We start from the raw sequence: 24,015 nt of genomic DNA on the forward strand, positions 1-24,015 counted from the left end.
GGCATTTTTGATCAGCCGATCAGCCTGCCAGCGGGGCGGCGGGGCCGCGGGTCGACGGGTCAGCCGTTCCACGCCGGGCGCCGCGGATCGTCGGCTCGCACCAGGACGTCGGCCGTGGCGCCCGGGTCCACCTCGTTCTCATAGCGCTCGAAGGCGGGGAGGGTCCAGTGCTCGGCCTCGGGAGTACGGCGCCGGAGGGCGCCCGGGGAGAGGAGTACGTGGACGCTGAGGTCGAACGGGAACCAGTGGCGCAGAAGGAGGGGGCCGTGCAGCAACAGCAGGCCGCCGGGCGGGAGTTGGACGGAGGAGCTGCGGGTGGCGCGGTCGGTTGCCGGGTCCCAGAGGTCGGGCAGGACACGGCCGTTGCCGCCCGCTTCGAGGGGGCCGAAGACCTCGCGCCAGAGGGCGCTGGTGTCGAACCAGCCGTCGTAGTACGCCTCGACGTCCTGGTGGCCGTCTTCGAGCCGGAGCGACGCGGGACGCAGGAAGCCCTCCGTGCCGACGACGAGCGAGGACCGGCCGCGTATGCGCAGCGCTTCGGAGACGCGGTGCGCGAGCTCGCCGGGGCGCGCGGCCGGGGCTCCGTCGAAGGCGATCCGCGGCCAGGGGCTGCCGTCGTCCGGCTTCAGGTCGAGCAGACGCTCGGCGAGGAGGTCGCCGAGCCGTTCCCAGGTGATCGCTTCGAGTCGCACAGGGCCCATGATGCCGCGATCACGAGACGTTCTCGTGGGCGTGGCGGGCGGCGAAGAGTTCAGGGAGGTGGGCCGCGCTCCAGGTATGGGCCGCGATACTCACGCCGCCCGCCCGGCCGGTACCGTTTTGGGGGCGAGACCGCACCGTACGGCGCCGCGTACCCGTCGTACACGGACCTCGCGGTGGCGGTGCTCGACGAGATCGGGCCGCCGACGCGGCACCATACGCGCCTGTCGGTCTTCAACCCGGGCTCACACCCGCGGTGATGACGCGGCCACCCTGGGCTCGCCGGCCGCGTAGATCCCGGGTCGGACGGGGGAATGAACCGCATATGGCACCGATCGCAACTCCCCCACACCGCACCGGACTTCTCGTGATCCAGCCGCTCAAGAAGCGGCACTGTGTCGAGTGCGGGACCGGGCCGCTGGCGCTGCTGGTGCTGGAGGAGGGGGCGCCGCGGTGTCTGGACTGCGCGGATCTCGGGCATCTGGTGTTCCTGCCGCGAGGGGACACCGCGCTGACGCGGAGGTCGCGGGAGGGCAGTGCGCTGTCGGCGGTGGTGGTGCGGTTCAACCGGCGGCGGAGTCGGTACGAACGGCAGGGTGTCCTCGTAGAGGAGGCAGCGCTCGCCCTGGCCGAGGAGCGGTGCCTGGCGGACGCGGAGGCGCGGCGGCGTCGCCGTGCTCGGGACGCGCGGCGGCGGGAGGCGGAGGATCTGCGGTTCACGGACGCGTTCGCGCGGGAGATACGCCGGCTGTTTCCCGGCTGTCCGGCCGAGCGGGCGCGGGCGATCGCCGCTCACGCCTCGGTGCGCGGCAGCGGACGGGTGGGGCGCAGTGCCGCGGGCCGTGCGCTGTCCGAGGCCGCGGTGACCGCGGCGGTTCGTGCCGCCGTACGGCACGCGGACACTCCGTACGACCAGCTGCTGATGAGCGGTGTGCCGCGATATGAGGCGCGGCGCCGGACCGCGGTCTCGGTGGAGGCGCGGCTCTGGGAGTGGCGCGACGAGCTCACGGCGCGCGCGTGACCGGATGCCCGGCAGACGCGCGGCCCAGAGAGCCGCCCTTCCTGTGCCTGCCCTGTCCACCAGCCCGCCTGCTTGCCCTGCTTGCCCTGCCCGTCCTGGGCGCCCTGCCCCGCCCTTCTCGACCCGGTTCTGGACGCCCGCGTATGCACCCGCGCCCCCGGGCCATGGTCACTGTCCTCGTTCAGGATTTCACTTGTGGTGACAGTTGGTGCCGTGCAGGATCTTTGGACTCGGGGGGTCGATGCGGGAGTGGACATGATCGATGGACCGTATTTCGTGCTGACGGTGTTGGGGGTGCTCGGCTGCGGGCTGGTGGCCGGGGTGTTCTGCGGGTTCTCGACGTTCGTGATGAGGGGGATCGCCGAGCTGCCGCCCGCGCAGGGGGTCGCCGCGATGAACGCGATCAACGTCGCCGCGTTGCGCCCGCCGTTCATGCTGGTGTTCCTCGGGTCGGCCGGGCTGTGCGCGGTGCTCGCGGTGGTGACGTTCGTGCTGTTGCCGGACGACGGGACGGTGGAGCTGCTGCTGGGCAGCGCTCTGTATCTGTTCGGGTCGTTCGGGGTGACGGTCGTCGCGAACGTGCCGCGCAACGAGGCGCTGCTCAAGATGGAGCCCGGAGCGCCGGAGACCGCTTTGTACTGGCGTACGTACGTGCGTGAGTGGACGATGTGGAACCACGTCCGCACGGTCGCGTCGGCCGCCGCGGCGGTGTCGTACACGCTGGCCCTCACCTGAGCGGCGGGGCCGACGGAGGCGACGTATCGTGGCGGGAAAGGAGTGCCGCCCGGAGGCCGTGGACCGATGACGTCCGATGGCCGCGCGGCCCCGCACCGGTACGCGTACATGAGGGAGACGGCCATGGCCGATCCCAAGGGATTCATGACCACCCCGCGCGAGGAGTACCCGCGCCGGCCCGTCGAGGAACGCGTGCGGGACTGGAACGAGGTGTACGTCCCCGGGGCGCTGCTGCCGATCATCAGCAAACAGGCCGACCGCTGCATGGACTGCGGAATCCCGTTCTGCCACGACGCCTGTCCGCTGGGCAATCTGATCCCCGAGTGGAACGACCTGGTCTCGCGGGACGACTGGCGGGCGGCGAGCGACCGGCTGCACGCGACGAACAACTTCCCTGAGTTCACCGGGCGGTTGTGCCCGGCGCCGTGCGAGGCGGGTTGTGTGCTCGCGATCAACCAGCCCGCGGTCACCATCAAGAACGTCGAAGTGGCCATCGCCGACCGGGCCTGGGAGGACGGTTTCACTCCACCGCGCCCGCCGGACCGGCTGTCGGGACGGACCGTCGCGGTGATCGGGTCGGGGCCCGCCGGGCTCGCCGCCGCACAACAGCTGACCCGGGCCGGGCACACCGTCGCCGTGTACGAGCGGGCAGACCGGATCGGCGGGCTGCTGCGGTACGGGATCCCCGCGTTCAAGATGGAGAAGCGGCACCTGGACCGGCGGCTGGAGCAAATGCGGGCGGAGGGAACGAAGTTCCGTACGTCGACGGCGATCGGCAGGGACATCCGCGCCGCCGAGCTGAAATCACGCTACGACGCCGTCGTGCTCGCCGTGGGCGCCACCGCCTGGCGCGAACTGGACGTTCCCGGGCGGGAGTTGGCCGGGATCCATCAGGCGATGGCGTATCTGCCGCTGGCCGACCGGGTATGCGAGGGCGATCTGGAGGTCTCGCCGTTGTCCGCGGCCGGCAAGCACGTCGTGATCGTCGGCGGTGGTGACACCGGCGCCGACTGCCTGGGGACGGCTGTACGCGAGGGCGCCGCGTCAGTGACCCAGCTGGACATCTATCCGCTGCCCGAGGCGGAGCGCGACGAGGACGCCGAGCCGTGGCCGACGTACCCCAAGATCTACCGGCTCTCGGCCGCGCACGAGGAGGCCGGCGTGCTGGAGACGGCGCCCGCGGCGGACGCGGACGCCCGGCTCTTCGCGGCGTCCACGCTCCGCTTCACCGGGGACGCGGACGGGCACGTACGTGCACTGCACCTCGTCGAGGTCGACGAGCGGCGGCGCCCGGTACCCGGCTCCGGGCGGGACCTTCCCGCCGACCTCGTGCTGCTCGCCCTCGGCTTCTCGGGCCCCGACCGCCACGACGGCCTGATCGACCAGCTCGGCCTCACCCTCGAACCGCGCGGCACGATCTCCCGGGACCAGGACTTCGCGACCAACGTTCCCGGGGTGTACGCCGCCGGGGACGCGGCCCGCGGCCAGTCCCTCATCGTCTGGGCCATCGCCGAGGGGCGAGCCGCGGCCGCCGCGGTGGACCGTCGACTGACGGGCACGTCGCAGCTTCCGGCGCCGATAGGGCCGTACGACCGACCGATGACGGTGTGACCGCGGGCGGTGTGACCGACGACGGTGTGACCGATGGCGGTGCGGCGGCGCCGAGTCGCGGGCCACGGGCCGCGCATCGACCGGAGGCTGCGGCGCGTCAGCGGCGCTCGTCCGTGCCCGCCACCTTCGCCGTCGACAGCGCCACCCGGTTCCAGGTGTTGATCGTGAAGATCAGGGCCAGCACATGGGCGAGCTCCTGCTCCTCGAAGTGGGCGGCGGCCTGCGCGTACACGTCGTCCGGCACGCCCGCGTCGGCGACACGCGTGACCGCCTCCGTCAGGGCGAGGGCCGCCTGCTCCCGCGGCGTGAAAAAGTGCCGGGCCTCGCGCCACACCGCGACCATGTGCAGCCGGTCCTCGCTCTCGCCGGCCTTGCGGGCGTCGTTGGTGTGCATGTGGAGGCAGTACGCGCAGTGGTTGAGGTGCGAGGCGCGGATCTGGATCAGTTCGACGAGGGCCGGGTCGAGCCCCTCGCGAGCCGCCACGTCGAAGCCGATGAGGGCCCGGAAGACCTTCGGAGCGGACTTCGCGAAGTCGAGGCGGGCATTTTCGGCCACGGACGCCCCACCCGAAGGAACAGTGGTGCCGGCCGTCGTGTGCGTCGTGTGCATCGTGTGCGTCGTCATGACCATGAATCTACGGGCTGGAAAGACCGGTTGTAGGGTGCATTTCCATGGCAGATTCATGGGTCAATTCTGCGGAGCGGATAGGTGCCGACCTGCACCTGGAGCTGTCGGGTTCGGGTGGGCGGCGGGCCGCGCTGATCCGTGCGCTGCGCGAGGCCGTGCGCGACGGCAGGCTCGCGCCGGGTACGCGGCTGCCGCCGTACCGCTCGCTCGCCGTAGACCTGGGCGTCGCGCGCAACACGGTCGCCGACGCCTACGCCGAGCTCGTCGCCGAGGGCTGGCTGACCGCCCGGCAGGGCTCGGGCACCAGAGTGGCAGAGCGCACCGCACCGCCGGGCGCCCCCGCGCGCGTACCCAAAAAGGCACCTCCACGCGCGCGTGGACCCCGGCACGATCTACGGCAGGGCACGCCGGACGCGTCGTCGTTCCCGCGCGCCGCCTGGCTCGCGTCGTACCGCCGGGCCCTCCAGCAGGCACCCAACGAGGCCTTCGGGCCCGGTGATCCGGCGGGGCGGGTCGAACTGCGCGAGGCACTCGCCGCATACCTGGCACGCGCGCGTGGCGTACGCACGGAGCCTGGGCGGATCGTGATCTGTTCGGGTTTCGCGCACGCCCTGCGGCTGCTCTTCCCGCATGTCCTGCGGGGCCCGCTGGCCGTCGAGTCGTACGGCCTCGGCTTCCACCGCGAACTGCTGGCCGCCGCGCCCGTACGGACCGTGCCGTTGCCTGTGGACGAAGACGGCGCCCAGGTGGGCGAGTTGCGCAGGGAGCGGGCCGTACTGCTCACGCCCGCCCACCAGTTCCCGACCGGAGGTCCGCTGCATCCCGCGCGACGGGCCGCCCTGATCGACTGGGCACGCGCGCGTGGAGGGGTGATTCTGGAGGACGACTACGACGGGGAGTTCCGCTACGACCGCAAACCGGTAGGTGCCGTGCAGGGTCTCGATCCGGAGCGGGTCATCCACATCGGCTCGGTCAGCAAGAGCCTGTCGCCGGCGGTGCGGCTCGGCTGGATGGTCCTTCCGGAGCGGTACGTCGATGCCGTACTCGCCGTCAAGGGCGAACGGGAGGCGTGGGCGAGCGCGTTGGACCAGCTGACGCTCGCGGACTTCATCGTCTCCGGGTCGTACGACCGTCACGTGCGGCGTATGCGGCAGCGGTACCGGGGGCGGCGGGACCGGCTCGTCGCCGCGCTCGCCGCTCAGGCGCCGCACATCGAGGTCACCGGGATCGCGGCCGGGCTGCACGCGGTGCTGCGGCTGCCGCCGGGGACCGAGCAGTCGACGGTCAAGGCGGCGGTCTGGCAGGGCGTCGCGCTCGACGGGCTCGCCGAGTTCCGGCATCCGGAGGCGGTGACGGCCGCTCCGGACGGGCTGGTGGTGGGCTATGCGACGCCCGCGGAGCATGCCTATGGGGCGGCGCTCGACGCGTTGTGCGGAGTGCTGCCACCGGGCTGACCTGGCCGGAAAGTGACCTCCAACTGACGTGGAGCACAAGGGCGGTGGGATCGGAGAGCAGGAGGCGTGTTGCCGTCGCGGCCGTGAACCGGGCGTGACAGTGCCCCTCCCCCATCCTTCGTTCCGTCGTCAGGCGCAGGGCCACCCCCGCGCGTCCCCCTGTTGGCGATCGGTCCTGGAGGGTGCTCGATGACGACGCTCGACGAACGTCACGAAGACGGTGCGCGCGAGGGGGGGAGGAATTCAGGGACGGCAGTGCGGGCACCCTCGCCCGAGGGCTATCGAGGGCTGGCGCGCCACGGGTTCACCACCGTCGTGGACCTGCGCGCCGAAGACCTGTCCGCGGCCCAGCTCGCCGCGCCCCGAGAGGCCGGGCTCGATGTCGTACGTCTGCCCGTCCGTGACGGGCAGACCCCGACGCCCCGCCAGGTCGAGCGTTTTCTCGACGTGGTCGGCGAGGCGTCGGAGCCGGTGTTCGTGCATTGCGGTGCGGGAGTCGGGCGTACGGGGGCGATGGCGGCGGCGTATCTCGTGCGGACCGGAGATCTACTACGGGCTGAGCCTCGGCCCGGGCCACGCGGACCAGCCGCCGTTCCCGGTGGTCGCCGTGAGCCGCCTGGTGGACGCTCCGCGGCGCATGTGGTCCCGGCTGTAGCCCCAGCCTCTCCGTAAGTCCGTGCCGTGGTAAGGATTCATATCGAAGTAAGTCATCAACTCAGTGCCACAATTAGGGAAGTCGGGGAAAGGGGAAAGGGGAAAGGGGAACACAAGTGGATCACGACAGAAGGAAGTCCGCCTCCCCCGCCTTCGCGCCCTGGATGAACGCGGTCATCTCGCCAGGCGTGTAGATCAGGGCGGGTCCGTCCGGATCCGCCGACTGGCGGACCGCGATGCGCCCGTCGGCGAGCTTCATCGCCTCCAGGCAGTTGCCGCCGTTCCCGCCGCTCCACGGCTTGTGCCAGCCCTCGTTGCCCAGTTCGCGGGCGGGCATTCCGTTGTAGATGCGCACGTCGCGTATCCGCGGCTTGATGCGTTCCATTCACAGCTCCTTGCGGAGATCCCGGAGGATCTCCTTCGTGCGATGTGCCGTGGCGGCCTGAGCCGCCATGCGGTCCATGACCTCGAGGTGGGTCGCCACCTCCGAGCGCGCGTCCAGGTAGACGGCGCCGGTCAGGTACTCGCTGTAGACCATGTCCGGGAGCTCCGGCATGGCAAAGCGGAACAGCACGAAGGGCCCGTACGTGCCGGGGTGCGGCCCCGAGGAGAACGGGATCACCTGCAATGTCACGTTGGGCAGCTTCGTGGCCTGGAGCAGCTTGTCGATCTGGGCGCGCATCACCTCGGGACCGCCGATGGGGCGGCGCAGGGCCGTCTCGTCCATCACGGCCCAGATCCGGGGCGCGTCCGCGCGGGTGAGCAGATCCTGGCGCTGTATGCGCAGCGCCACGTGCCGCTCGATGTCCTCGGGCCTGGTCTGGCCGATGGCGCCCGCCTTCATGACGCCGCGCGCGTAGTCCTCGGTCTGCAGCAGCCCGGGCACGAAGTGGGGTTCGTACGAGCGGATGAGGGCGGCCGCGCCCTCCAGGCTCACGTGCATCGAGAACCAGTCCGGCAGGATGTCGTGGAACCGCTGCCACCAGCCGGGTTTGTTGGCCTCCTCGGCCAGTTGGACGAAGGCCTCGGCCTCCTCGTCGCTGACGCCGTACGACTTCAGCAGCAGTTGGAGGTACGGAATTTTGAGGGAGACCTCGGCCATCTCCATACGGCGGACCGTGGCGGGCGCGACACGCAGGATGCGCGCGGCCTCCTCACGCTTGAGACCCGCGCGTTCCCGCAGGTCCAGCAGGCGTCGGCCGAGGACCACCTGACCGACCGTCGGCGCGGACCGCGGTTCGCTCACGTCCCACCTCCACTGAGTCCATGACAGCCCGTCCACAGAGTCCGGACAGGCCGGGCGGCGCCGTACGGGTTCTTCCTCGTCCTCTTCGACGATCCCAACTGGCGCCGCTCGGCGTGCTGTTGCGAGCAGTGTGCCACGCGCCCTCACCGCGTCACACGGCACTCTGCATTTTTCAGAGTGACACTTGCCAAGTGTTCACGGCGGGGCGATAGTGGCAAGCGTGACTCCGTCCGCGCCGTTAGGAACAGACGCCGCCGAAGACCAAATCGGTCTCCGTGCCGCCGCAGGGCTCCGGCCCGGCGCGGCCGCCGAGCGCCGGTTCCGCTTCGAGCTGGCCGCACACCCGGGCTCCGTGGCTCAGGCGAGACGTCTGGCACGTGCCCGGCTGTCCGGCTGGGCGGTGTGCGAGGACACCTGCGACACGGCGGCCCTCGTCATCTCCGAGCTGGTCACCAACGCGATCGTGCACGCCGCCGGCGAGCGCGTCCTCTGTGAGCTGCACGATGCCTCCGACGTGGTGCGGATAGCGGTACGTGACGAGGGATGCGCTCCGGGTGAGCCGCACCCCTCGCCGCAGCGGCCCGAGGAGGAGCACGGGAGGGGATTGCTCCTCGTCGCGGCCGTGTCCAGGGCCTGGGGGGCTCAGGACACGGGGCCCGGCCTGCTGGTCTGGGCGGAGCTGGAGCGCGGCGGCGCGGACGGGCAGGACGGGCAGGACGGGGCCACCGAAGCCCGGTCGGACTTGGGCTGGAGCGCGAAGAAGCCCCCGGCCGACGGCCGGGGAACCGGGACGGAAGCGTCCTGGGGAACGCGGACCCCGGGGGTCCCGCCGATCGAGCGCAACCCGGATTGGGGGAGGGTGTGAGGGGTACGCCGGCGGCAGGGCCTGGAGCCCAGGTCCTGAGCCTGGACACGATGGTCCGCATGAAGCGCGGGCAGCGGATGTCCGGGCCGCTGAGGCGTCTCCTCGTACCCGAGGGCATGACCGTGCCGCTGGGCTGCGACGCGGTGTCGGTGCCCGCCCGGTTCGGACCGCTGCTGCTGCCGCGGCTGCCCCGCGTGGGCTGTGTCTACGCGGACGGGTCGCGCTGGTGGCTGCTCGTGCCCTCCGACTCCGACGTCGCTCTGGAGTGGCCCGCGCCCGCGCACTACGCCACGGGGGCGGTCGTACCGGACGCGCCCGACGCACCCGGTCTCATCCACAAGCCGGACGGCACGCTTCCTTACACCCCGCCGATCCCCCTCTATCTGGCGCTGTGCCGGATGACGGGGACGACGCCCGTTTGGTCGCGTCCGATCAGCGCGTAAACCCTCCGGCCGGGGGCTGCCGGACGTGTCCGAAGTGCGCCGGTCGCCGCAAAACACCACCGCCTCCACGGGTGGAGCGCCGCGTTCCTGGGGAAAGCACCGTTCGTGCAGTCCCGGGGAGGCCATGGGTGGGGAAAGCGGCGAAGAAATCAGCGGGCGAGTCGGCGGGCAGGCCGGCGGAGAAGCCGACGGGCGAATCGGCTGGGAAACCGACGCGTAAGAATGGGAAGCCGACACGTAGGAAGAAGCGCGGCAACGACAAACCGCCGCCCTCCGATTCCGAACATCTGCTCTTCGGCGGCCCGCTCCGCTACGACATGGGCTGGTCCCAACACGCCGACGCGTTCCTGGAGTTGAACTTCCGCGCGATGCTGACGCGGCTGCCGTCGCTGCTCGCGTCCAGCTTCCGCCTCGCCTGGAAGGCGGACCCGCGCGCCGCCCGTGTCGTGCTGGCCGCCGAGCTGAGCCGCGGCGGCGCCCAGGCGGTCAGCCTGCTGGCGGTCAACAGCGTGCTGGGGCGGCTGATGACGAGCGGCCCGGTCGGGGACCGGCTGCGCGGCGCGCTCCCGGCGTTGGTCACGGTCGCCGCCGTGATGCTGGTCGCCGCGCTGCTGCGGGCCGCGTCCACGTATGCCACCGGACGCCTGGAGCCGAAGGTGGAGCGGGTGGCGACCGAGCTGTATCTGGAGCGGGCGGCGGCCGTGGAGCTGGCCGCGATCGAGGACGACGCGTTCCACAAGCTGCTGGACACCGCGCAGTACGGCGCCCGGTCCGCCCGAAGCATGATCACGATCGCCACCCGAGTGGTGAACGCGATGATCTCGCTGTGCGCGGCGGCGGGCGTCCTGACGGTGCTGCACCCCGCGCTGCTGCCGCTGCTCGTCACGATGACGCTGCCGAGCGCCTGGAGCGCGCTGACCATCGCCCGGCGGCGCTACGAGTCGTTCCACACCTGGGTGCAGCACGCCCGCGCCGGGCATCTCATCAGCAGTCTGCTCACCGAGCCCGCCGCGGCCCCGGAGATCCGCGTGCACGGCGTCGGACCGTTCCTGTTACGCCACTTCCGCTCGATGTCGGAGACCGCCGAGGCCGAACAGGCACGGCTGGCCCGGCTCTCCGCCCGCACCGGTCTGATCGCCGCCGCCTGGACGGGACTTGCCACCGTGGCGACGTACGCGACCCTCGGCGGGCTGCTGCTGGCCGGCGCGATGGCGCTCTCCGTCGCCGGTACGGCCGTGATCGCGATCCGCACCGGTTCCGCGAGCCTCGACACGCTCGTCCTGGAGGTCAACTCCCTTCACGAGGAAGCCCTGTTCGTGGGCGACCTGCAACGCCTGTACGTCGAGGCGGCCGAGCGCGCGATCCCGGTGGGCGGTGATCCGCTTCCCGACGATCCGCGCGAAATCCGCTTCGAGAACGTCACGTTCACCTATCCGGGCACCTCGGCCCGGCCCGCGCTCGCGGACGTCACCCTCAGCGTCCCGCTCGGCAAGATCGTGGCACTCGTCGGCGAGAACGGCTCGGGCAAGACGACCCTGGTGAAGCTGCTCGCGGGGCTCTACGCCCCCGAACACGGGCGGATCCTGTGGGACGACGTCGACGCGGCGACCGCCGACCGGCATCAACTCGCCGAGCGGATAGCGATGGTGGCCCAGGACTTCAAACGGTGGCCGTTCACGGCGCGCGTCAACGTCGCGGTCGGGCGCGCCTCGGCGCCACTGACGGACGAGCGCCTGGCCTCGTCGGTCGCCGAGGCCGGGGCGGAGGACGTGGTCGCGGACCTGCCCCGGGGCCTGGACACGCTCCTGGGCCGCGGCTTCAGCGGCGGGCACGAGCTGTCGGGCGGGCAGTGGCAGCGCCTCGGCATCGCGCGGGCCGCGTACCGGCGGGGCGCCATCCTGATCGTGGACGAGCCGACGGCGGCGCTCGACGCCCGGGCCGAGTTGGAGGTCTTCGAGAAGATCAGGGCCCTGGCGGGCACCGGCCAGACGGTCATCCTGATCACGCACCGGCTGGCGTCCGTACGCCACGCCGATCTCGTCCACGTCCTCGACCAGGGTCGCCTCGTGGAGTCCGGCAGCCCGGACGAGCTCCTGGCCACGGGCGGCATCTACGCGGAGCTGTACTCACTGCAGGCCGAGCAGTTCACGTCGAAGGTACCGGCCCCAAGGGGGGCTGACGGGGGCTGATCCCACTCGACGCTCACGAGAGGCGCGCTCGCGTACACGAGAGGCACGCTCAGCGAAGCTCACTCGACGACGTCGGCACCTCGCACGACGACCAGGAACGCGTCCGTGGAGAGATCCATGACGACCTCCACGGCCTGTCCCTCCTGGCGGCGCGCCTGTGCGAACTCCTCCGCGGGCCACGACCCGCGCGGCCCACCGGCGGGAAAGCGCTCCAGCACCGTTCGCCCGTTCACCCTGCACCTCCATGTAGTACTGCTCTCATAGAGTTAAACGCCCTGCATGGGGTGAACGGCTCGCGAAGTGACCGTACTGAGACGTAGCCGACACGGGGCGGTACACCCGGTGTGAGGGAACTCTCAGTCCTCGTACTCGTCGTGGTACCGGATCCGCTCGCTGCCCGCGGGCGCCCCCAGCGCGGACGCGCGCCCCTTGGGCTCCTCCCACTCCTCCTGCCGGCCGAGTGCCGTGAGGTCGAGGAAGCTGGTGGTGGAGCCGAGCCCGTCCAGGCCGCGCTCGTACGTCGAGTACGTGTGGAAGACCTGTTCGCGGTCCCGCAGGAAGCAGCTCACGCCCGGACGTTCACCGGGCTCGCCACCACCTTCGCCGTCGCCCGCGAACGACACCTGGAAGTCGTGGTTGAAGTCGCTGTCGTACGACGAGTACCAGGGCACCGTCCAGCCCATGCGGGCCTTGAAGGGAAGGATCTTCGTGTACGGCGCCCGGGAGACGGCGGCGAACTCCGTGCCGCGGGCCCGCAGATGCGCGAGGTGCCCGATCTGGTCGAGGAACGCCGAGCAGCTGCGGCAGCCGGCGTCCCACTCGGGCGCGAACATGAAGTGGTAGACGACGAGTTGGTCCCGCCCCCGGAAGAGGTCGAGCAGCGTCGCCTTCCCGTCGCCGCCCTCGAACACGTACTCCTTGTCGATCCCGACCATCGGCAGCCCGCGCCGTGCCGCGTTGAGCGCGTCCCGCGCACGCGTTGCGGCCTTCTCCTTGAGCAGCAGCTCCTCGCGAGCGGCGCGCCACTCCTCACGCGAGACGATCTGCGGAAGCGTCATGTGCTCCTCCTACGAAACGGTGCCCTTCCTGTAAGGGACTGGCGCAAGGAGCGGAACTCATCGGCCCGTCGCCGAGATTCTTTCCGGCACGGTGGATCACGTGTCGTACTCCTGGATCCGCCGGCCGTGGCCGCGGTCGACCAGTGCGGGCAGCCGCTCCCCCAACTCCCGTACCGTGGAAGGCAGGTCGAGCGTGAGCAGCTGACGGTTCCGCATCAGTACGCGCCCGTCGACGATCGTCGTCCGTACGTCACTGGAGCGGGCACTGTGCACGAGTGTGGCCGCGAGGTCGTGCACCGGCTGGGTGTGCGGGCCGGTGAGGTCGACCAGGATGATGTCGGCCCGCCGGCCCCGCGCGAGACTGCCGATCCGCTCCCCCAGACCGACGGCTCGCGCGCTCTGGAGGGTTGCGTGGTGCAGGGCTTGACGGGACGTCAGCCAGCGTGGGTCGCCCTCGGCCGACTTCTGTACCAGTGAGGTGAGGGCCATGGACTCCCAGATGTCCAGGGAGTTGTTCGAGGCGGCTCCGTCCGTGGCGAGGCCGACGGGGACGCCGATCTCGCGCAGGGCCCGTACCGGTGTCGGGTCCCAGGCGAACTTCAGGTACCCGCGCGGTGCGGTCGCGACGGCCACCTGTCCCGTCGCGCGCTCCAGTACGGGCAGGTCGCGGTCGATGATGCCGGTGCCGTGCGCGATGAGGAGTTCCGTGTCGAGGAGCCCGGTGCGCTCCAGGACCTCGATCGGCGTAAGACCGTGGCGGGCAAGGCTGTTGTCCGTCTGGTCGCGGCTCTCGGAGGCATGGAGGTGCACCGGAAGGCCGTGCTCGCGGGCAAGCTCGGCGGTCGCGGCCAGGTCGGCGTCGTCCACGGTGTAGGGGGCGTGCGGGGCGAGGGCGGTCGTGATGCGCCCGTCGGCGCCGCCCCGATACCGCAACGCGAACTCCAGTGACCTCTCCCGGCCTTGGGCACCCTGCGAGGAGAAGAAGGCCTGTCCCAGGTGCGCGCGCAGCCCGCTCTCGGCCGTCACGGCGGCGACGGTGCCCATCGAGAAGTAGTGGTCGGCGAAGCAGGTCACGCCTGCGCGGATCATCTCGGCGCAGGCGAGCCGCGCCCCCAACTCCACGTCCTTTTCCGTGAGGTTGGACTCGATGGGCCAGATGTAGTCGTTGAACCACTCCTCGGCCGGCAGGTCCTCGGCGATGCCGCGCAGGGCGACCATCGGCGAGTGGGTGTGGCAGTTGATGAACCCTGGCATCGCCACCTGACCGCGGGCGTCGATGTGCTCGACGGCGTCCAGTCCGCGTACGTCGTCGGTGATCGCGTCGATGACCCCGTCTCGTACGACGATCGAGGCGTTCTCGAAGAACTCGATCTCCTCCTGACCGTCGTGCACCAGTGCGGTGCATCCGGTGATGAGGAGATCGGCGGGAGACTGCGTCATCGCCTCACCGTACGACGGTGTCGTGCCGCGGAGGGAGGTGAACCGCGCATCCCGTCCCAGCCCTGTCGCCGGGCCGGTTGCGCGAGCACCCTGGCGTCACCACAGCCCGCCTTCTGGAAGGAGCCGGCATGCTCCTCGGCACCTGGAACCTGGAGAACCTGTACCGGCCCGGCGGCCCCTTCGGACCGAAGGACAAGGCCGCGTACGAGACGAAGCTCGCCGCCCTGGCCGCCGTCATCACGGAACTCGACCCGACTCTGCTGGGCGTACAGGAGGTCGGGGACCCGGACGCGCTCGCCGACCTGGCCGGAATGCTGGACGGCGACTGGCAGGTCACGCTCTCCGGTCATCCGGACGACCGGGGGATCAGGGTCGGTTTCCTCAGCCGGGTGGTGCCACAGGTGCTCGCCGACACGAACGCCTTCCCGGAGCCGCTGCGCCCCGTCCAGGCCGACGACCGCGGCGCCACCGTGTCGCACGCGGGCCGCGGCTTCCTGGCGGTGGAGGTCACGACCCGGGCCCTGTCCCTGAGGGTGGCGGTCTGCCATCTCAAGTCGAAGCTGCTCTCGTACCCCGGCGGGCGCTTCCAGCCGCGCGACGAGGGCGAACGGGCCCGCTACGGCGCGTACGCCCTGTACCGGCGGACCGCCGAGGCCGCGGCGCTGCGCGCGCTGGCCGACGAGCTTCTGGCCGGCGAGGGCCGCACCCGCGATGTGGCGGTGCTCGGCGACCTCAACGACGAGGTGCAGGCCGCGACCACCCAGATCCTCCTCGGCCCGCCCGGCTCCGAGATCGGCACCCCCGGGTACGACCACGCGGACGCGGGCGACGCGACGCGCCTGTGGGACGTGGCCCCGCTCATCCCGGCCGACCAGCGCTACTCCCGCGTCAACTCGGGGCGCCGCGAACTGATCGACCACATCCTGGTCAGCCATCAGCTGGTGCGTCGGGTCACCGCCGCCGGTACGGGTCTGCCCGGCGAGCAGCAGCTCCGGCTGCCGTCGGTGGGCGCGGATCCGGGCGAACGACGCGGGGTGGCAGGGTCGGACCATGCGCCGGTGTGGGTGCGGGTGCAGCCGTAATGGTCGGACGGTGATGGTGGCCAACGGCCCGGCAAGGACGGCGGATTGACGCTCAGACAGCGACGGGGAGCTTGTGCGTCTTGGATGTCATCAGCCCCGCCCGCTCCCGGCGCTCGGCCAGCTCGTCGAGGAGTTCGGCGATCCGCTCGGTGTGCCGAGGTGTGAGCCGTCCGGTGTCGTCGAGCTGGACGGCGCACGCCGTGGTCGTGTCGACGAGCCGTTCGAGGGTGGCCGCGACCTCGTCCGTACCCTCCGCATGCCGTGCGAGGGCGGGGAGTTCGGCGGCGGCGAGGTCGATCGCGGCGCGGGCCTCGGCGAGCGCGCGATAGGCCTCGCGCCGCAGGATCCACCGGCCGGCCCGGTCCTCTGTCGTGCCGTCGTTCAGCACATGCGTGAGATAGGCGTCCGCCGCCTCCGCGGCACGGACGATCCGCGCCCGTACCGTCCCGCCGCGCTGCCCGAGCGCAGGCAGATGCCCGACGAGCAGCACGATCCCGCAGGCCAGCAGCGTCTCGCCGATCCGGCTCCAGGAGGCCTGCGGCTCCCCGCCCACCATGACTAGGGCAAGTACGAGGACGGTGACGACGGCGGTCTGCGCGGCGAAGTGCCGTGTGGCCACGGGGATCAGGGCACCGCTGACCGCGACCAGGGCGATGAGTCCCTCCGGCCGGGGCAGCAGGGCGGCGAGCCCCGCGAAGACGACCGCGCCGAGCACGGTCCCCGCCGCCCGGCACAGCACGCGCGAGGCGAGCGGCCCCAGATCGGGCTTGACGAGGAACACGGCGGTGGCGGGGAGCCAGTACCAGTGGGAGTGGTTCCCGTACCAGCGGGCGTGGTGCAGGGCCTGCGCGACGGCCGCGCTGGCGCCGAAGCTGAGGGCGACCCGGAGCCCGTACTCACGCCCTCCGGAACCGAGCGCGGTGCGCACGAGGGAAGCAGCCGTACGACGCCGGGTGTGCAGGGTGTCTCCGGCGCCGCCCCGGTCGAAGGCGTCGGCGGCGTGCAGCAGCGCGTCGTCGAGGGCGCGCAGCGCGGGTGCGGAGCGGGCGGGCGCGGGCAGCGGCCCGGTGTGGGTACCGGTGCGCACGGCGACGGCGAGCCGCCGCGGCCCCTCCGCGGCCCGCGCGGGCACGGTCTCGCCCGCCCAGGCGAGCGCGGTCGCTGCCTCGGCGAGCGGCAGCGCGGCGGCGTACTGCGCGTGCAGCCGCCGCTCGGCCGCGGAACTGGCGTACCGCCGCAGCCGGGGCCCGGCGAGCGCGTCCTGCGCGTGATCGAGCGCGGCGGTCAGCTCGACGCGCCGCCGGCTCGCGTCCGGTCCGCCGGCCGCGTCGAGCAGCGCGGCGATCGCGTCGTACACACCACCGACGGCATCCCGCTCCCCGTCGAACCGGTAGTCCCCGGCGCTGACGCCCGTTGTCGGCAGCGCGAGCCGCAGCGCAAGAAGCCAACCCGCCCCGGCGAGGAAGAAGACCGCACGCTGCCACCCGGGTTCGGGCAACGGCATCCCGGCCCCGATGGCCGAGGCGACCAGCAACTGTGTCCCGGCCCCGGAGGCGACGGGCCCGATGGCGCTGACGGCTCCGGCGACGAGCCCGAACAGGGTGAGAAGAAGAGTGAGCGCGACGGCCCCAACGTGCAGTCCGGCGTACGACCCCACGAGCAGCCCCCCGGCCCCCGCGAGCGCGGGCAGCCCGAGCCTCTTGACGGCGGCGCGCCGACTCCCGGGCCGGTCGTTGATCCCGGCGAGCATGGCTCCGAGGGCGGCGACGACTCCGAGAGAGGTACGCCCACTCAGCACCGCCACGAGGAGCAGCGGCCCGGCGGCCAACGCACCCCGCCCCACCGCACTCCAGGGCACGGGCCCGCGCTGTGCGCGCAGGGCGTGGGCGAGCCAGGGCGGTACGGCGACGCTGGGGAGTGGCACGGGGCTCCTGTCGGACGAGGGCGGGCGGGTGCCTTCGGGCGACGTCGGCCGGGCTGTTGTCGTACCAGGGTAGATCGCGTTGCTGGAGGAAATGGAACGTACGTATTTCCAGGAGGTGACACGTCCCGGGGATGCCGCGAACTTTATGAACGCAATCGGCGACGAGCCCTTGGGAGACAGACCGCGGAGCGCTCCCGTTCCGCTGCTGACCGCGGAGCGAGCCCGTTCAGCTGCTCAACGCGGAGCGGGCCCGAGGGCGTAGCCGGCCCCCGGACCCTGTGATGCCGCCCATTTCGCACGCCGGCACGCTTGAGGACCCAGGTCAGTCGTTATGTCGCCGCGTCCTGCCTTTGGACCACCACGCATCGAGCTGCGCGGGCTGGACTTGAACCAGCATTTCGACGTCCCGGGGCCTGGGCCCGGTCGATCCGGCGATCGGCGGCGAATACTGAGTCTGGAGCAAGAGTCTGAGATTGATCGCGGCTGGTTCTGAGCCCTGGCCACTCCATCACGACAAGCTTCAGCTTCAGCTTGCGCTCCTCGCGCACCCCGGCCGTGGTGCGTGGTGGCCGGGGAGTTCTTGAGGCTACCCGAACAGGTAGCCGAACACGGCGTCCCCGACCCGCTGGTCGACGACGTCCACGCCGTTCGCCTCCTCACGGGCGAACTTGACGGCCTGCTGCAACTTCTCGACCCGGTCGAGAAGTTCATTCACCCGCCGCGCGGGCAGGGCGCCGGAGAACTTCACGGTCGTCCAGTACCCGACCGGTATGTCCTCGTAATACACCTCGACCTGAGCGGGATGCTTCTCCGTGGCCTCGGCTTTGACATGGTTCCGAGGCACTTTCTTGGTCCGCAGCGTCCGCACCGGCTCGGTCTTCCAGGCATCGGTGGACGGGTCCTGCACCCAGGACTCGGAGGCATCGAGAACGGGCAACTTCCGCACAAACGCATTGAGATCGGTGAGCTGCTTCTCAAGAAACAGCAGATACGACACCGGCACCTCGGCAACGAGCACTCGCCCGTCCACCTTCACATCCGCCCGCGCCGAGCAGTTGGCCCAGTCCTTCGTGGCGGTCACATCAAACAGCCGCGTCAGCGTCCCCGCGGTCTCCCGCAACACATCCTCAGCCTGCACCTGCACCCGAGTCGACTCGGGCGGCAACTGCTCACCCTCCTCGTCCTTCGGCTGATACGTCCGCGAGATTCCGGCCAGCAACGCCGGCTTCTGCAGCCCATGGTGAGCGGCCGTCAGGTCCTGATGAGACTTGGACTTGATGCCCTTCTCTACTGCGATGATCTGATTGAGTTTCGCCACGTGGGAGACGGTAGCAGTGGCAACTGGGCTTACTCGAAGGATTATTCGAGGTCGCCCTGCAGTACGGGCGGGAACGGACGACCAGGGCCTCGGCGAACACGTCATCCCCCCGCGGCGGCTTTGCCGATCGGATTGTCTGGACTGGCAATGCAAAGGCGCCGGAGCCAACAGCCTCAGTGCCGTCCGACTGCAGATCAGAGGATTCGCTGGAGCCGGGCAGTTTCCCGTGTGGGTCTGGTCGTGATGGAACCACACCGCGAATCTCGCCAGAGCACGGCTGACATTCAGGAAGCCTCGAAGAGCGCCTCTGCTTCGGTGACTGCCCGAACCAACGCCTCCTGGTCAGCCCGCAGCTTTCCGAGGATGTCGTCGATCCCTCTCAACCCGGCGCGCTCCAGCAACCGCTTCTCATTCGTCACCCATTCCCCCCGTGCCGCCAGGACGGCATGCCCGGTCTGCATGGCGGCTGTGGCGAGGGCACCCGCGACCTCCGTGAGACGACCGGCCGGGGCGTGATTGGCCTTCGCGTAGGCGAGAGTCGCCCGAGCTGTGCCGTACCAGCGTTCAGGAGCGGTGTGGCGGAGCTTCTCCGGATACGCGGCCGAACGGGGCAGCTCACCCCTCAGCACCTGATTGACGACGAGCTCGGCCACGACCAAGTAGCTCGGAATCCCGGCGAGATGGAAGAGCAGCGGCTCCACTCGGAAGCGGCCGCTCTCCGCCTCCGCCAACTCGTGCTCGACAACATCGAGATCGCGGTAGTGGACGTCGACGCGACGGTCGCCGATGGTCAGCCAGGCGCCCCCGTTGAAAACGCCGCCGCCCCAGCCGCCGATCGCGGAGACCTCGCCGGGCCAGCCGACGGCTCTGAGGTCTTCGGGGTCGAAGTCGCCTCGGTAGTAGATCGCCAAGTCCCAGTCGCTGTCCGGGCCGTGGGTGCCCTGCGCGCGGGAGCCGCCGAGGGCCACGGCCAGAACGGCGGGGAGGGCGGCGAGGCGGTCGGCGACGTGGGCGAGGAACTTCTCATCGTCGGGTTCGTTCACGGGCGCGGCTCTCCGATGGTCAGACCGCCGATCGTCTGGGCCGGACGACGGTGCCTGCTGCACGCCGCCGCTGATGGTGTTGTAGACGTTGCCCTTCGACTGCTCGGCTGCCGTAGGTTCCAACTCTGCCAGCAGCGCCCGGAGTTGGTCCACCACCTCCGGGTCGGCCCGCAGTGTGCGGCGGAGGCGGCTGCGCCACTCGGCCTGGACGTCGTCCGCGGCCTGCGTGTCGCCGACCTCCCGTGCGGCGACCAGTTCGACCCGGAGGATCTCCAACTCGCCCTGCACGGCCTCCTCATCGCCGCCCTCGCCGACGACTGGGGTGTCACCTCTCGCCCCGCCGCCCCCGGCAAGACCGTATGGGCCGAGCTACGCCTCCCCGCGCCGGCGGGCACACCCTGAACACGGCGCGGGGAGGCTCTTCCGCGGTGTCAGGAAGCGGGCTTGTCGGTCGAGGAGGACTCCTTGCCCTTCCCGTTCGGCTGGTGGGTGAAGACGGCCAGGTGCCACACCCCCTTCTCCCGTGTCACGGTGAACGTGTCGCGCAGGGACTTGCCTGCCTTGCCCTCAGCAACAAGGCGGGCCGATCCGGTGTTCGGGCCCATGTCGCGGTCGATCTGGACATCCTTGATCTTCCACTCCCGCCCGCCCCTGTCCGCGAGGATCTGTGCGGCCTCCTGTCGCGACCAAGCCTCGTCCTTGACGCCGCCGACCTTGATCAGTCCGGTGGCGCTCCGGGAGTTGAGAGCGTCCACGTATGCCTCGACGGCGTCGCGTGCCCCGTCGGAGGATGCCGAGTGGGAGGATTCGGCCTTGTCGTCATGGGTCGAGCAGCCGGTGGCGACGGCCAGCGCGGCCAGCACGGCCGGCACGGCCAAGAGACGTCGACGTTCCACAGCGCGCTCCTTGTTCATCTGCGGGTTCTCCTGTGGGGGGTGGCAGCCTGTCAGGTGCGGTGTGCGTACCACCAGGCACGGGGGTGATCGGACAGGAGCTTGCTCAGGCTTTTGTTGTGGGTGTCGCCGGTGTGGTAGGTCAGGTACGGCGTGCCCTGGTACTTCTTCGTGACGATCATCGAGTGGTCGATGTTGTTGTTGCGGGTCCAGTCCGCCTGGAGCACATCCGACTTGGCCAGCTGCCACACATTGCCCAGGATCTTCGTTCTCTTCGCGTGCTTCTTGGCGAACCAGTACCAGTTCTCGGCGCCCGCCCAGGTGTAGCTGGTGAAGAACTTCGTCGGTCCGTAGAACCAGTACTTGTTGCTGGTCCGCTGGATGAGGGCGCCGCCCTTGGGGCCCCATCCGCCGGCCAGCATCGCCTGGGAGATGAAGTTGGTGCAGTCGTTGCCGTAGGTGCGGTACGCGTCGTTGTGGTGATCCCAGTACCTGTCGGCGTAGGCCACCATCTTGTTGTAGTTGTAGGCGGCCGATACCCCCGGCTTGACGGCGTCGGACGCGCCGCTGTCGGGCAGCGGGGTGGTGTCGGCCACGTCGTCCTTGCCGCCCTCGTCCTCATCCGGTGCGCCGCCCCCGTCGTCGGCGGTGGCCTCGGCGTCCGTGTCGGCCACCTGCGTCGTCGGAGTCGGCCCGCCCTCGGTGTCGGCCTTGTCCGACGACAGCAGCCACGCGCCGTCGGAGCCCTGGGTGAACTTCACGGTGTGCGGGAGCGAGAGTTCCTCGTACTCCGGCGCTCCCTCCTCGACCTCCTGGGGCGTGAACGGCAGCCGGAGGCGGGTGTGTTCGGTCAGCTGAAGCGTCGCCGTCCCGCCGTCGACGGTCGTGTCGTCGACCTTCACGTCGACCTGCGCCTGCGTGTAGCCGCCGTCGACCTCCTTGTACCGCCTGCCCTTCTCGGCGAGCGCGGCGAGATCGTCCTGCGTCTGAGCGGCCATGGAGCGTGTGGCCCAGACATGGGCGAGCGCGGTCCGCGCCTTGGGAGGAGACGTGGTCAGCATGTCGGCCCGCTGTTGCAGATACCCCTCGGCGAGCCCGGCCAGTGCCGAGGCGTCGGCGCTCGCCGAGGCCGACTCGGCGGCGGAAGCGGGCTGGGCGCCGGCGGGTATACCGACGAGCGCGAGAGTCGCCGCGGCCGTGGCTGCGACGACAACGTGTCTGTGGTGCGCGGTGCGCATGGAACCCCCTGTGATCACAAGCTGACTGGTCGGGTCAGCCTGCGAGTCAAGAGATCCCGTTCGAACGCCGCGTTCCCATGTGGCAGGTTCTTGATCCTGGAATGTCTGATTCCTCGCACGTGAATCGGGACTCCGCGCATGTCGCCGCGTTGCAGCTGACACCTTCCGTCGGGACTGACGTGCGCGGGTGCTTCTCCAGCAGCCATGGCTACTTCTCCCTCACGCTCCGTGGCATCCCTCGGCATCGACCTCGGGTGATTGTCAGTGGGGCGCGTTACAAATGAGAGGTGTCGTCACAGACTGTGACCAAGAAGTGGCTACGGGGGAGGTAGCGGTGACTGGATGCCAGGAAGACGGGCAGAGGTATGTCTCGGCGGCGGGGCTGAGGGCACGGGGGTGGACCGGCGGGATAGTCCGCCGGCTGCTGGGCGCGCCCGATCGGCTCAGCGTCAATCCGCGGTTCAGGTCCGCGCCGCACACCCGGCTCTATCGCGCCGAACGGGTCGAGGCCGCGGAGCGGAGCGAAGAGTTCCGGGAGGTTGCGGAGAGTGCGGTACGCCGGTCGGATGCTGTACGGGCCGAACTGGAGCGGCGGCGGGAGGCGGTCCTGGAACGGATCAGGGCGGAGCCCATCGATGTGCCGCGCCTGGACCCGGGCAAGTTGGCGCTTCGGACCGTTGAGTACCGGGCCCGGAGGGAGGCGGAGTGGGGGCAGCGATCGGGAGGTGTCACCAGCCCGGGAGCCGGCCGCGGCTTGCCTGGCTCCCGGGATCGCACCGATCCCCGCTCCCCTGTCCCTGATCGTGAAGGTGATCGTGATCGTGATCGTGATCGCACGTCGTCCGACTCGGGTCACCGCGCACCCTCCGATTCCAGCGACCGCGCCTCGCTCCTCCGTTGGAAGGTCGACTACCTGCGGCATCGGCTGAGCCACTACGAACGGCTCCTGGACGGACTGCCCGGCGGCGAGCGGTCCCCCGGGCGGGCCGAGGCCGTCACGCTGCTTCGGCGACGGATCTACGGGGCCATCGCCGAGGCGTACCCCGCCCTTGCACAGGAGTGCGAAAGGCGAGCGCGTGATCAATGACGTGGTCCACCTCGCTGGTGACGCACCACTGGAGCGTGCCCCGAGCGCACTCCGGCGAGCCCGAGGCGCTCCTAGGCTCCGAAATCATGAAAGCCGATCTCGCCCTGCGTGTACACGAACGCCTTGCGGCCTTCCCCGGGCTGCGCCCTGTCGCCCTCGGGGAAGGGTCCGGCTTCAGACGCTGGGACCTGGCATCCATGGTCGAGGGCGCCCTGGGCACATGCGTCGACCCGCACTCGCTCACGGCCTCGCGCGAGCAGGAATTACGGGCCCGGCTGGGCGAGCTCGGGCAGGCTCGCAAGGACGAGGACACGGACGACGACGAGGACACGTACCGAAGGAGGTACTGGATCTACGCGACGGGCGAGCCGGGCCCCGGCATCGAGAAGAAGTCCGAGGACCGGCACGAGGACGGACACGAACACCGGCGCGATGGGGCACAAGGGCAAGGGCCCGTCGGCACTGTCGCCGTCGACACCTGGCCCACGGGCGCGGGGGCGTTGCGCGTCTGGTCTCTGTACGTGCACCCCGTGGCGCGGCGCCGCGGCCTCGCCTCGGCGGTGTTGGACACGGTGTACGAGGCGTGCCGCGCCGAAGGGCTGCACGGTTTCCGGCTGGACGCGTACTGGACCTGGCAGAACAGCGTTCGCCACTACCTCAACCGCGGGCTCTGGGTCACCTCGTGGAAGCACGCGCTGGGGCTGTCCCGGCTGTCGTACTTGCCACGATACGAAGTGCGCGAGAACGGAAGGGAGTTGACTTTCCTGGTGGCCGCCGGCCCCGCGACCCCGGCGAGCGGCTCGCGGGAGATGGTGCCGCTCCTCGTGGCCGGAAGCGAGGGCGGGCGGCTACGGCTGCGCGAGACCACCGAGGGGTGTGCGCTCATGCGGGACCAGCCTGACGCCGTACGGCTCTACGCGCGCTCGACCCTCGCGCTGCATCTGGCCGTGCGGGGGCGCCCGTTGATCAGAGGAGAGGCGGAGTGGGCCGAGGCGGACGGGTGGGGTGATATCGGTGAGCCGGAAGGGCTCGCGTACAAGATCGGGGTCTTCGAGCGGGTGGCGCGCGAGGCGGGTTGGCGAGTGAACACTCCGTACGCCAACCCCATGGTCTTCGGCGTGCCGTAGGAGTAGGAGGGGGAGGGAGGGCGGATGCCGGTGATCTCGCCACGGGGCCGGGGGCATACAAACGCCTGCCGAGCACCGCCTTCCGACCGCCGAGCGCCTCCTGCCGAGTACCTCCTGCCGACCGCCTCCGCCTCCTGCCTCCCGCCGACCTCGTCGATCCGCTCGACCGCCGCGCTTCGCGCATCCAGCGGCTCCCCCTGGCGCCGCAAATTCGGATGCGCCCGCCGCCCCCGGCCCCGCATGATCGGCAGGTTGTCCGT

General features: G+C 70.7%; 22 protein-coding genes and 1 pseudogene. 11 read left to right on the forward strand and 12 right to left on the reverse strand.

The window, feature by feature from the left end; genetic code table 11:
• Positions 1–59: 59 nt before the first annotated feature.
• The gene (locus OG975_RS11990; protein ID WP_406329103.1) at positions 60–701 is read right to left on the reverse strand and encodes a uridine kinase; all 642 of its coding nucleotides are present in this window, start codon (positions 699–701) and stop codon (positions 60–62) included.
• Positions 702–1,024: 323 nt separating this feature from the next.
• On the opposite strand from OG975_RS11990, the gene OG975_RS11995 reads away from it, so the two are divergent.
• The 3 genes from OG975_RS11995 to OG975_RS12005 all read left to right on the forward strand — a co-directional run bounded on the left by OG975_RS11995 (position 1,025) and on the right by OG975_RS12005 (position 4,066).
• Positions 1,025–1,720 carry a DUF2293 domain-containing protein gene (locus tag OG975_RS11995; RefSeq protein WP_406329104.1) on the forward strand — a complete coding sequence of 232 codons (696 nt, stop codon included), beginning with the start codon at positions 1,025–1,027 and terminating at the stop codon, positions 1,718–1,720.
• 255 nt (positions 1,721–1,975) lie between these two features.
• Positions 1,976–2,455, forward strand: coding sequence for a DUF1772 domain-containing protein (locus OG975_RS12000; protein WP_406329105.1), 480 nt, complete (start codon positions 1,976–1,978; stop codon positions 2,453–2,455).
• A gap of 123 nt (positions 2,456–2,578) precedes the next feature.
• Complete coding sequence (locus OG975_RS12005; RefSeq protein WP_406329106.1) at positions 2,579–4,066, forward strand: glutamate synthase subunit beta; 1,488 nt, start codon at positions 2,579–2,581, stop codon at positions 4,064–4,066.
• A 97-nt stretch (positions 4,067–4,163) separates the two neighbouring features.
• On the opposite strand, the gene OG975_RS12010 is transcribed toward OG975_RS12005, so the two are convergent.
• Entirely contained in the window at positions 4,164–4,691 is a 528-nt protein-coding gene (locus OG975_RS12010) for a carboxymuconolactone decarboxylase family protein (protein ID WP_406329107.1), read from the reverse strand.
• A 47-nt stretch (positions 4,692–4,738) separates the two neighbouring features.
• On the opposite strand from OG975_RS12010, the gene OG975_RS12015 reads away from it, so the two are divergent.
• Together OG975_RS12015 and OG975_RS12020 are read left to right on the forward strand one after the other, a co-directional pair.
• A complete protein-coding gene (locus tag OG975_RS12015; RefSeq protein WP_406329108.1) occupies positions 4,739–6,148 on the forward strand; it encodes a PLP-dependent aminotransferase family protein in 1,410 nt (469 codons plus the stop codon).
• A 189-nt stretch (positions 6,149–6,337) separates the two neighbouring features.
• The gene (locus OG975_RS12020; RefSeq protein ID WP_406329109.1) at positions 6,338–6,820 is read left to right on the forward strand and encodes a fused DSP-PTPase phosphatase/NAD kinase-like protein; all 483 of its coding nucleotides are present in this window, start codon (positions 6,338–6,340) and stop codon (positions 6,818–6,820) included.
• 103 nt (positions 6,821–6,923) lie between these two features.
• Here OG975_RS12020 and OG975_RS12025 read toward each other — a convergent pair whose 3' ends face one another.
• Together OG975_RS12025 and OG975_RS12030 are read right to left on the reverse strand one after the other, a co-directional pair.
• Complete coding sequence (locus tag OG975_RS12025; protein WP_327427909.1) at positions 6,924–7,187, reverse strand: DUF397 domain-containing protein; 264 nt, start codon at positions 7,185–7,187, stop codon at positions 6,924–6,926.
• Complete coding sequence (locus OG975_RS12030) at positions 7,188–8,048, reverse strand: helix-turn-helix transcriptional regulator (RefSeq protein WP_327427910.1); 861 nt, start codon at positions 8,046–8,048, stop codon at positions 7,188–7,190.
• Positions 8,049–8,259: 211 nt separating this feature from the next.
• Here OG975_RS12030 and OG975_RS12035 point away from each other — a divergent pair, with 211 nt between their 5' ends.
• From OG975_RS12035 to OG975_RS12045, 3 genes are all read left to right on the forward strand, one after another.
• Complete coding sequence (locus OG975_RS12035) at positions 8,260–8,913, forward strand: ATP-binding protein (protein ID WP_406329110.1); 654 nt, start codon at positions 8,260–8,262, stop codon at positions 8,911–8,913.
• Between the two features lie 50 nt (positions 8,914–8,963).
• Entirely contained in the window at positions 8,964–9,356 is a 393-nt protein-coding gene (locus OG975_RS12040; protein ID WP_330303803.1) for a hypothetical protein, read from the forward strand.
• A gap of 317 nt (positions 9,357–9,673) precedes the next feature.
• Complete coding sequence (locus OG975_RS12045; protein WP_406329111.1) at positions 9,674–11,545, forward strand: ABC transporter ATP-binding protein; 1,872 nt, start codon at positions 9,674–9,676, stop codon at positions 11,543–11,545.
• A gap of 59 nt (positions 11,546–11,604) precedes the next feature.
• Here the strand turns inward: OG975_RS12045 and OG975_RS12050 are convergent, their stop codons facing one another.
• The 3 genes from OG975_RS12050 to OG975_RS12060 all read right to left on the reverse strand — a co-directional run bounded on the left by OG975_RS12050 (position 11,605) and on the right by OG975_RS12060 (position 14,043).
• The gene (locus OG975_RS12050) at positions 11,605–11,778 is read right to left on the reverse strand and encodes a hypothetical protein (RefSeq protein ID WP_327427913.1); all 174 of its coding nucleotides are present in this window, start codon (positions 11,776–11,778) and stop codon (positions 11,605–11,607) included.
• 123 nt (positions 11,779–11,901) lie between these two features.
• Positions 11,902–12,603 (reverse strand): DUF899 domain-containing protein, encoded by a 702-nt coding sequence (locus tag OG975_RS12055; RefSeq protein WP_406329112.1) that lies wholly within the window; start codon positions 12,601–12,603, stop codon positions 11,902–11,904.
• 96 nt (positions 12,604–12,699) lie between these two features.
• The gene (locus OG975_RS12060) at positions 12,700–14,043 is read right to left on the reverse strand and encodes an amidohydrolase (protein ID WP_406329113.1); all 1,344 of its coding nucleotides are present in this window, start codon (positions 14,041–14,043) and stop codon (positions 12,700–12,702) included.
• A gap of 128 nt (positions 14,044–14,171) precedes the next feature.
• On the opposite strand from OG975_RS12060, the gene OG975_RS12065 reads away from it, so the two are divergent.
• Positions 14,172–15,125 (forward strand): endonuclease/exonuclease/phosphatase family protein, encoded by a 954-nt coding sequence (locus OG975_RS12065; protein WP_406329114.1) that lies wholly within the window; start codon positions 14,172–14,174, stop codon positions 15,123–15,125.
• A gap of 52 nt (positions 15,126–15,177) precedes the next feature.
• Here the strand turns inward: OG975_RS12065 and OG975_RS12070 are convergent, their stop codons facing one another.
• From OG975_RS12070 to OG975_RS12080, 3 genes are all read right to left on the reverse strand, one after another.
• Positions 15,178–17,049 (reverse strand): FUSC family protein, encoded by a 1,872-nt coding sequence (locus OG975_RS12070; protein ID WP_406329115.1) that lies wholly within the window; start codon positions 17,047–17,049, stop codon positions 15,178–15,180.
• A gap of 586 nt (positions 17,050–17,635) precedes the next feature.
• The gene (locus tag OG975_RS12075; RefSeq protein WP_327427918.1) at positions 17,636–18,367 is read right to left on the reverse strand and encodes a hypothetical protein; all 732 of its coding nucleotides are present in this window, start codon (positions 18,365–18,367) and stop codon (positions 17,636–17,638) included.
• 284 nt (positions 18,368–18,651) lie between these two features.
• Positions 18,652–19,410, reverse strand: coding sequence for a nucleotidyltransferase domain-containing protein (locus tag OG975_RS12080; protein ID WP_406329116.1), 759 nt, complete (start codon positions 19,408–19,410; stop codon positions 18,652–18,654).
• 291 nt (positions 19,411–19,701) lie between these two features.
• On the opposite strand from OG975_RS12080, the pseudogene OG975_RS12085 reads away from it, so the two are divergent.
• Positions 19,702–19,812: pseudogene (locus OG975_RS12085) on the forward strand (ATP-binding protein); the annotation flags it as partial.
• A 29-nt stretch (positions 19,813–19,841) separates the two neighbouring features.
• Here the strand turns inward: OG975_RS12085 and OG975_RS12090 are convergent.
• Positions 19,842–20,306: a hypothetical protein gene (locus OG975_RS12090; protein ID WP_406329117.1), complete on the reverse strand. Its 465-nt coding sequence runs from the start codon at positions 20,304–20,306 to the stop codon at positions 19,842–19,844.
• Positions 20,307–20,356: 50 nt separating this feature from the next.
• Positions 20,357–21,541 carry an amidase domain-containing protein gene (locus OG975_RS12095; protein ID WP_406329118.1) on the reverse strand — a complete coding sequence of 395 codons (1,185 nt, stop codon included), beginning with the start codon at positions 21,539–21,541 and terminating at the stop codon, positions 20,357–20,359.
• A 1,173-nt stretch (positions 21,542–22,714) separates the two neighbouring features.
• Between OG975_RS12095 and OG975_RS12100 the strand changes: the two genes are divergently transcribed.
• Positions 22,715–23,755 (forward strand): GNAT family N-acetyltransferase, encoded by a 1,041-nt coding sequence (locus OG975_RS12100; RefSeq protein WP_406329119.1) that lies wholly within the window; start codon positions 22,715–22,717, stop codon positions 23,753–23,755.
• Positions 23,756–24,015: the final 260 nt, after the last annotated feature.

Source organism: Streptomyces sp. NBC_00203 (assembly GCF_045206325.1).
Taxonomy (GTDB): Bacteria; Actinomycetota; Actinomycetes; order Streptomycetales; family Streptomycetaceae; genus Streptomyces; species Streptomyces lutosisoli.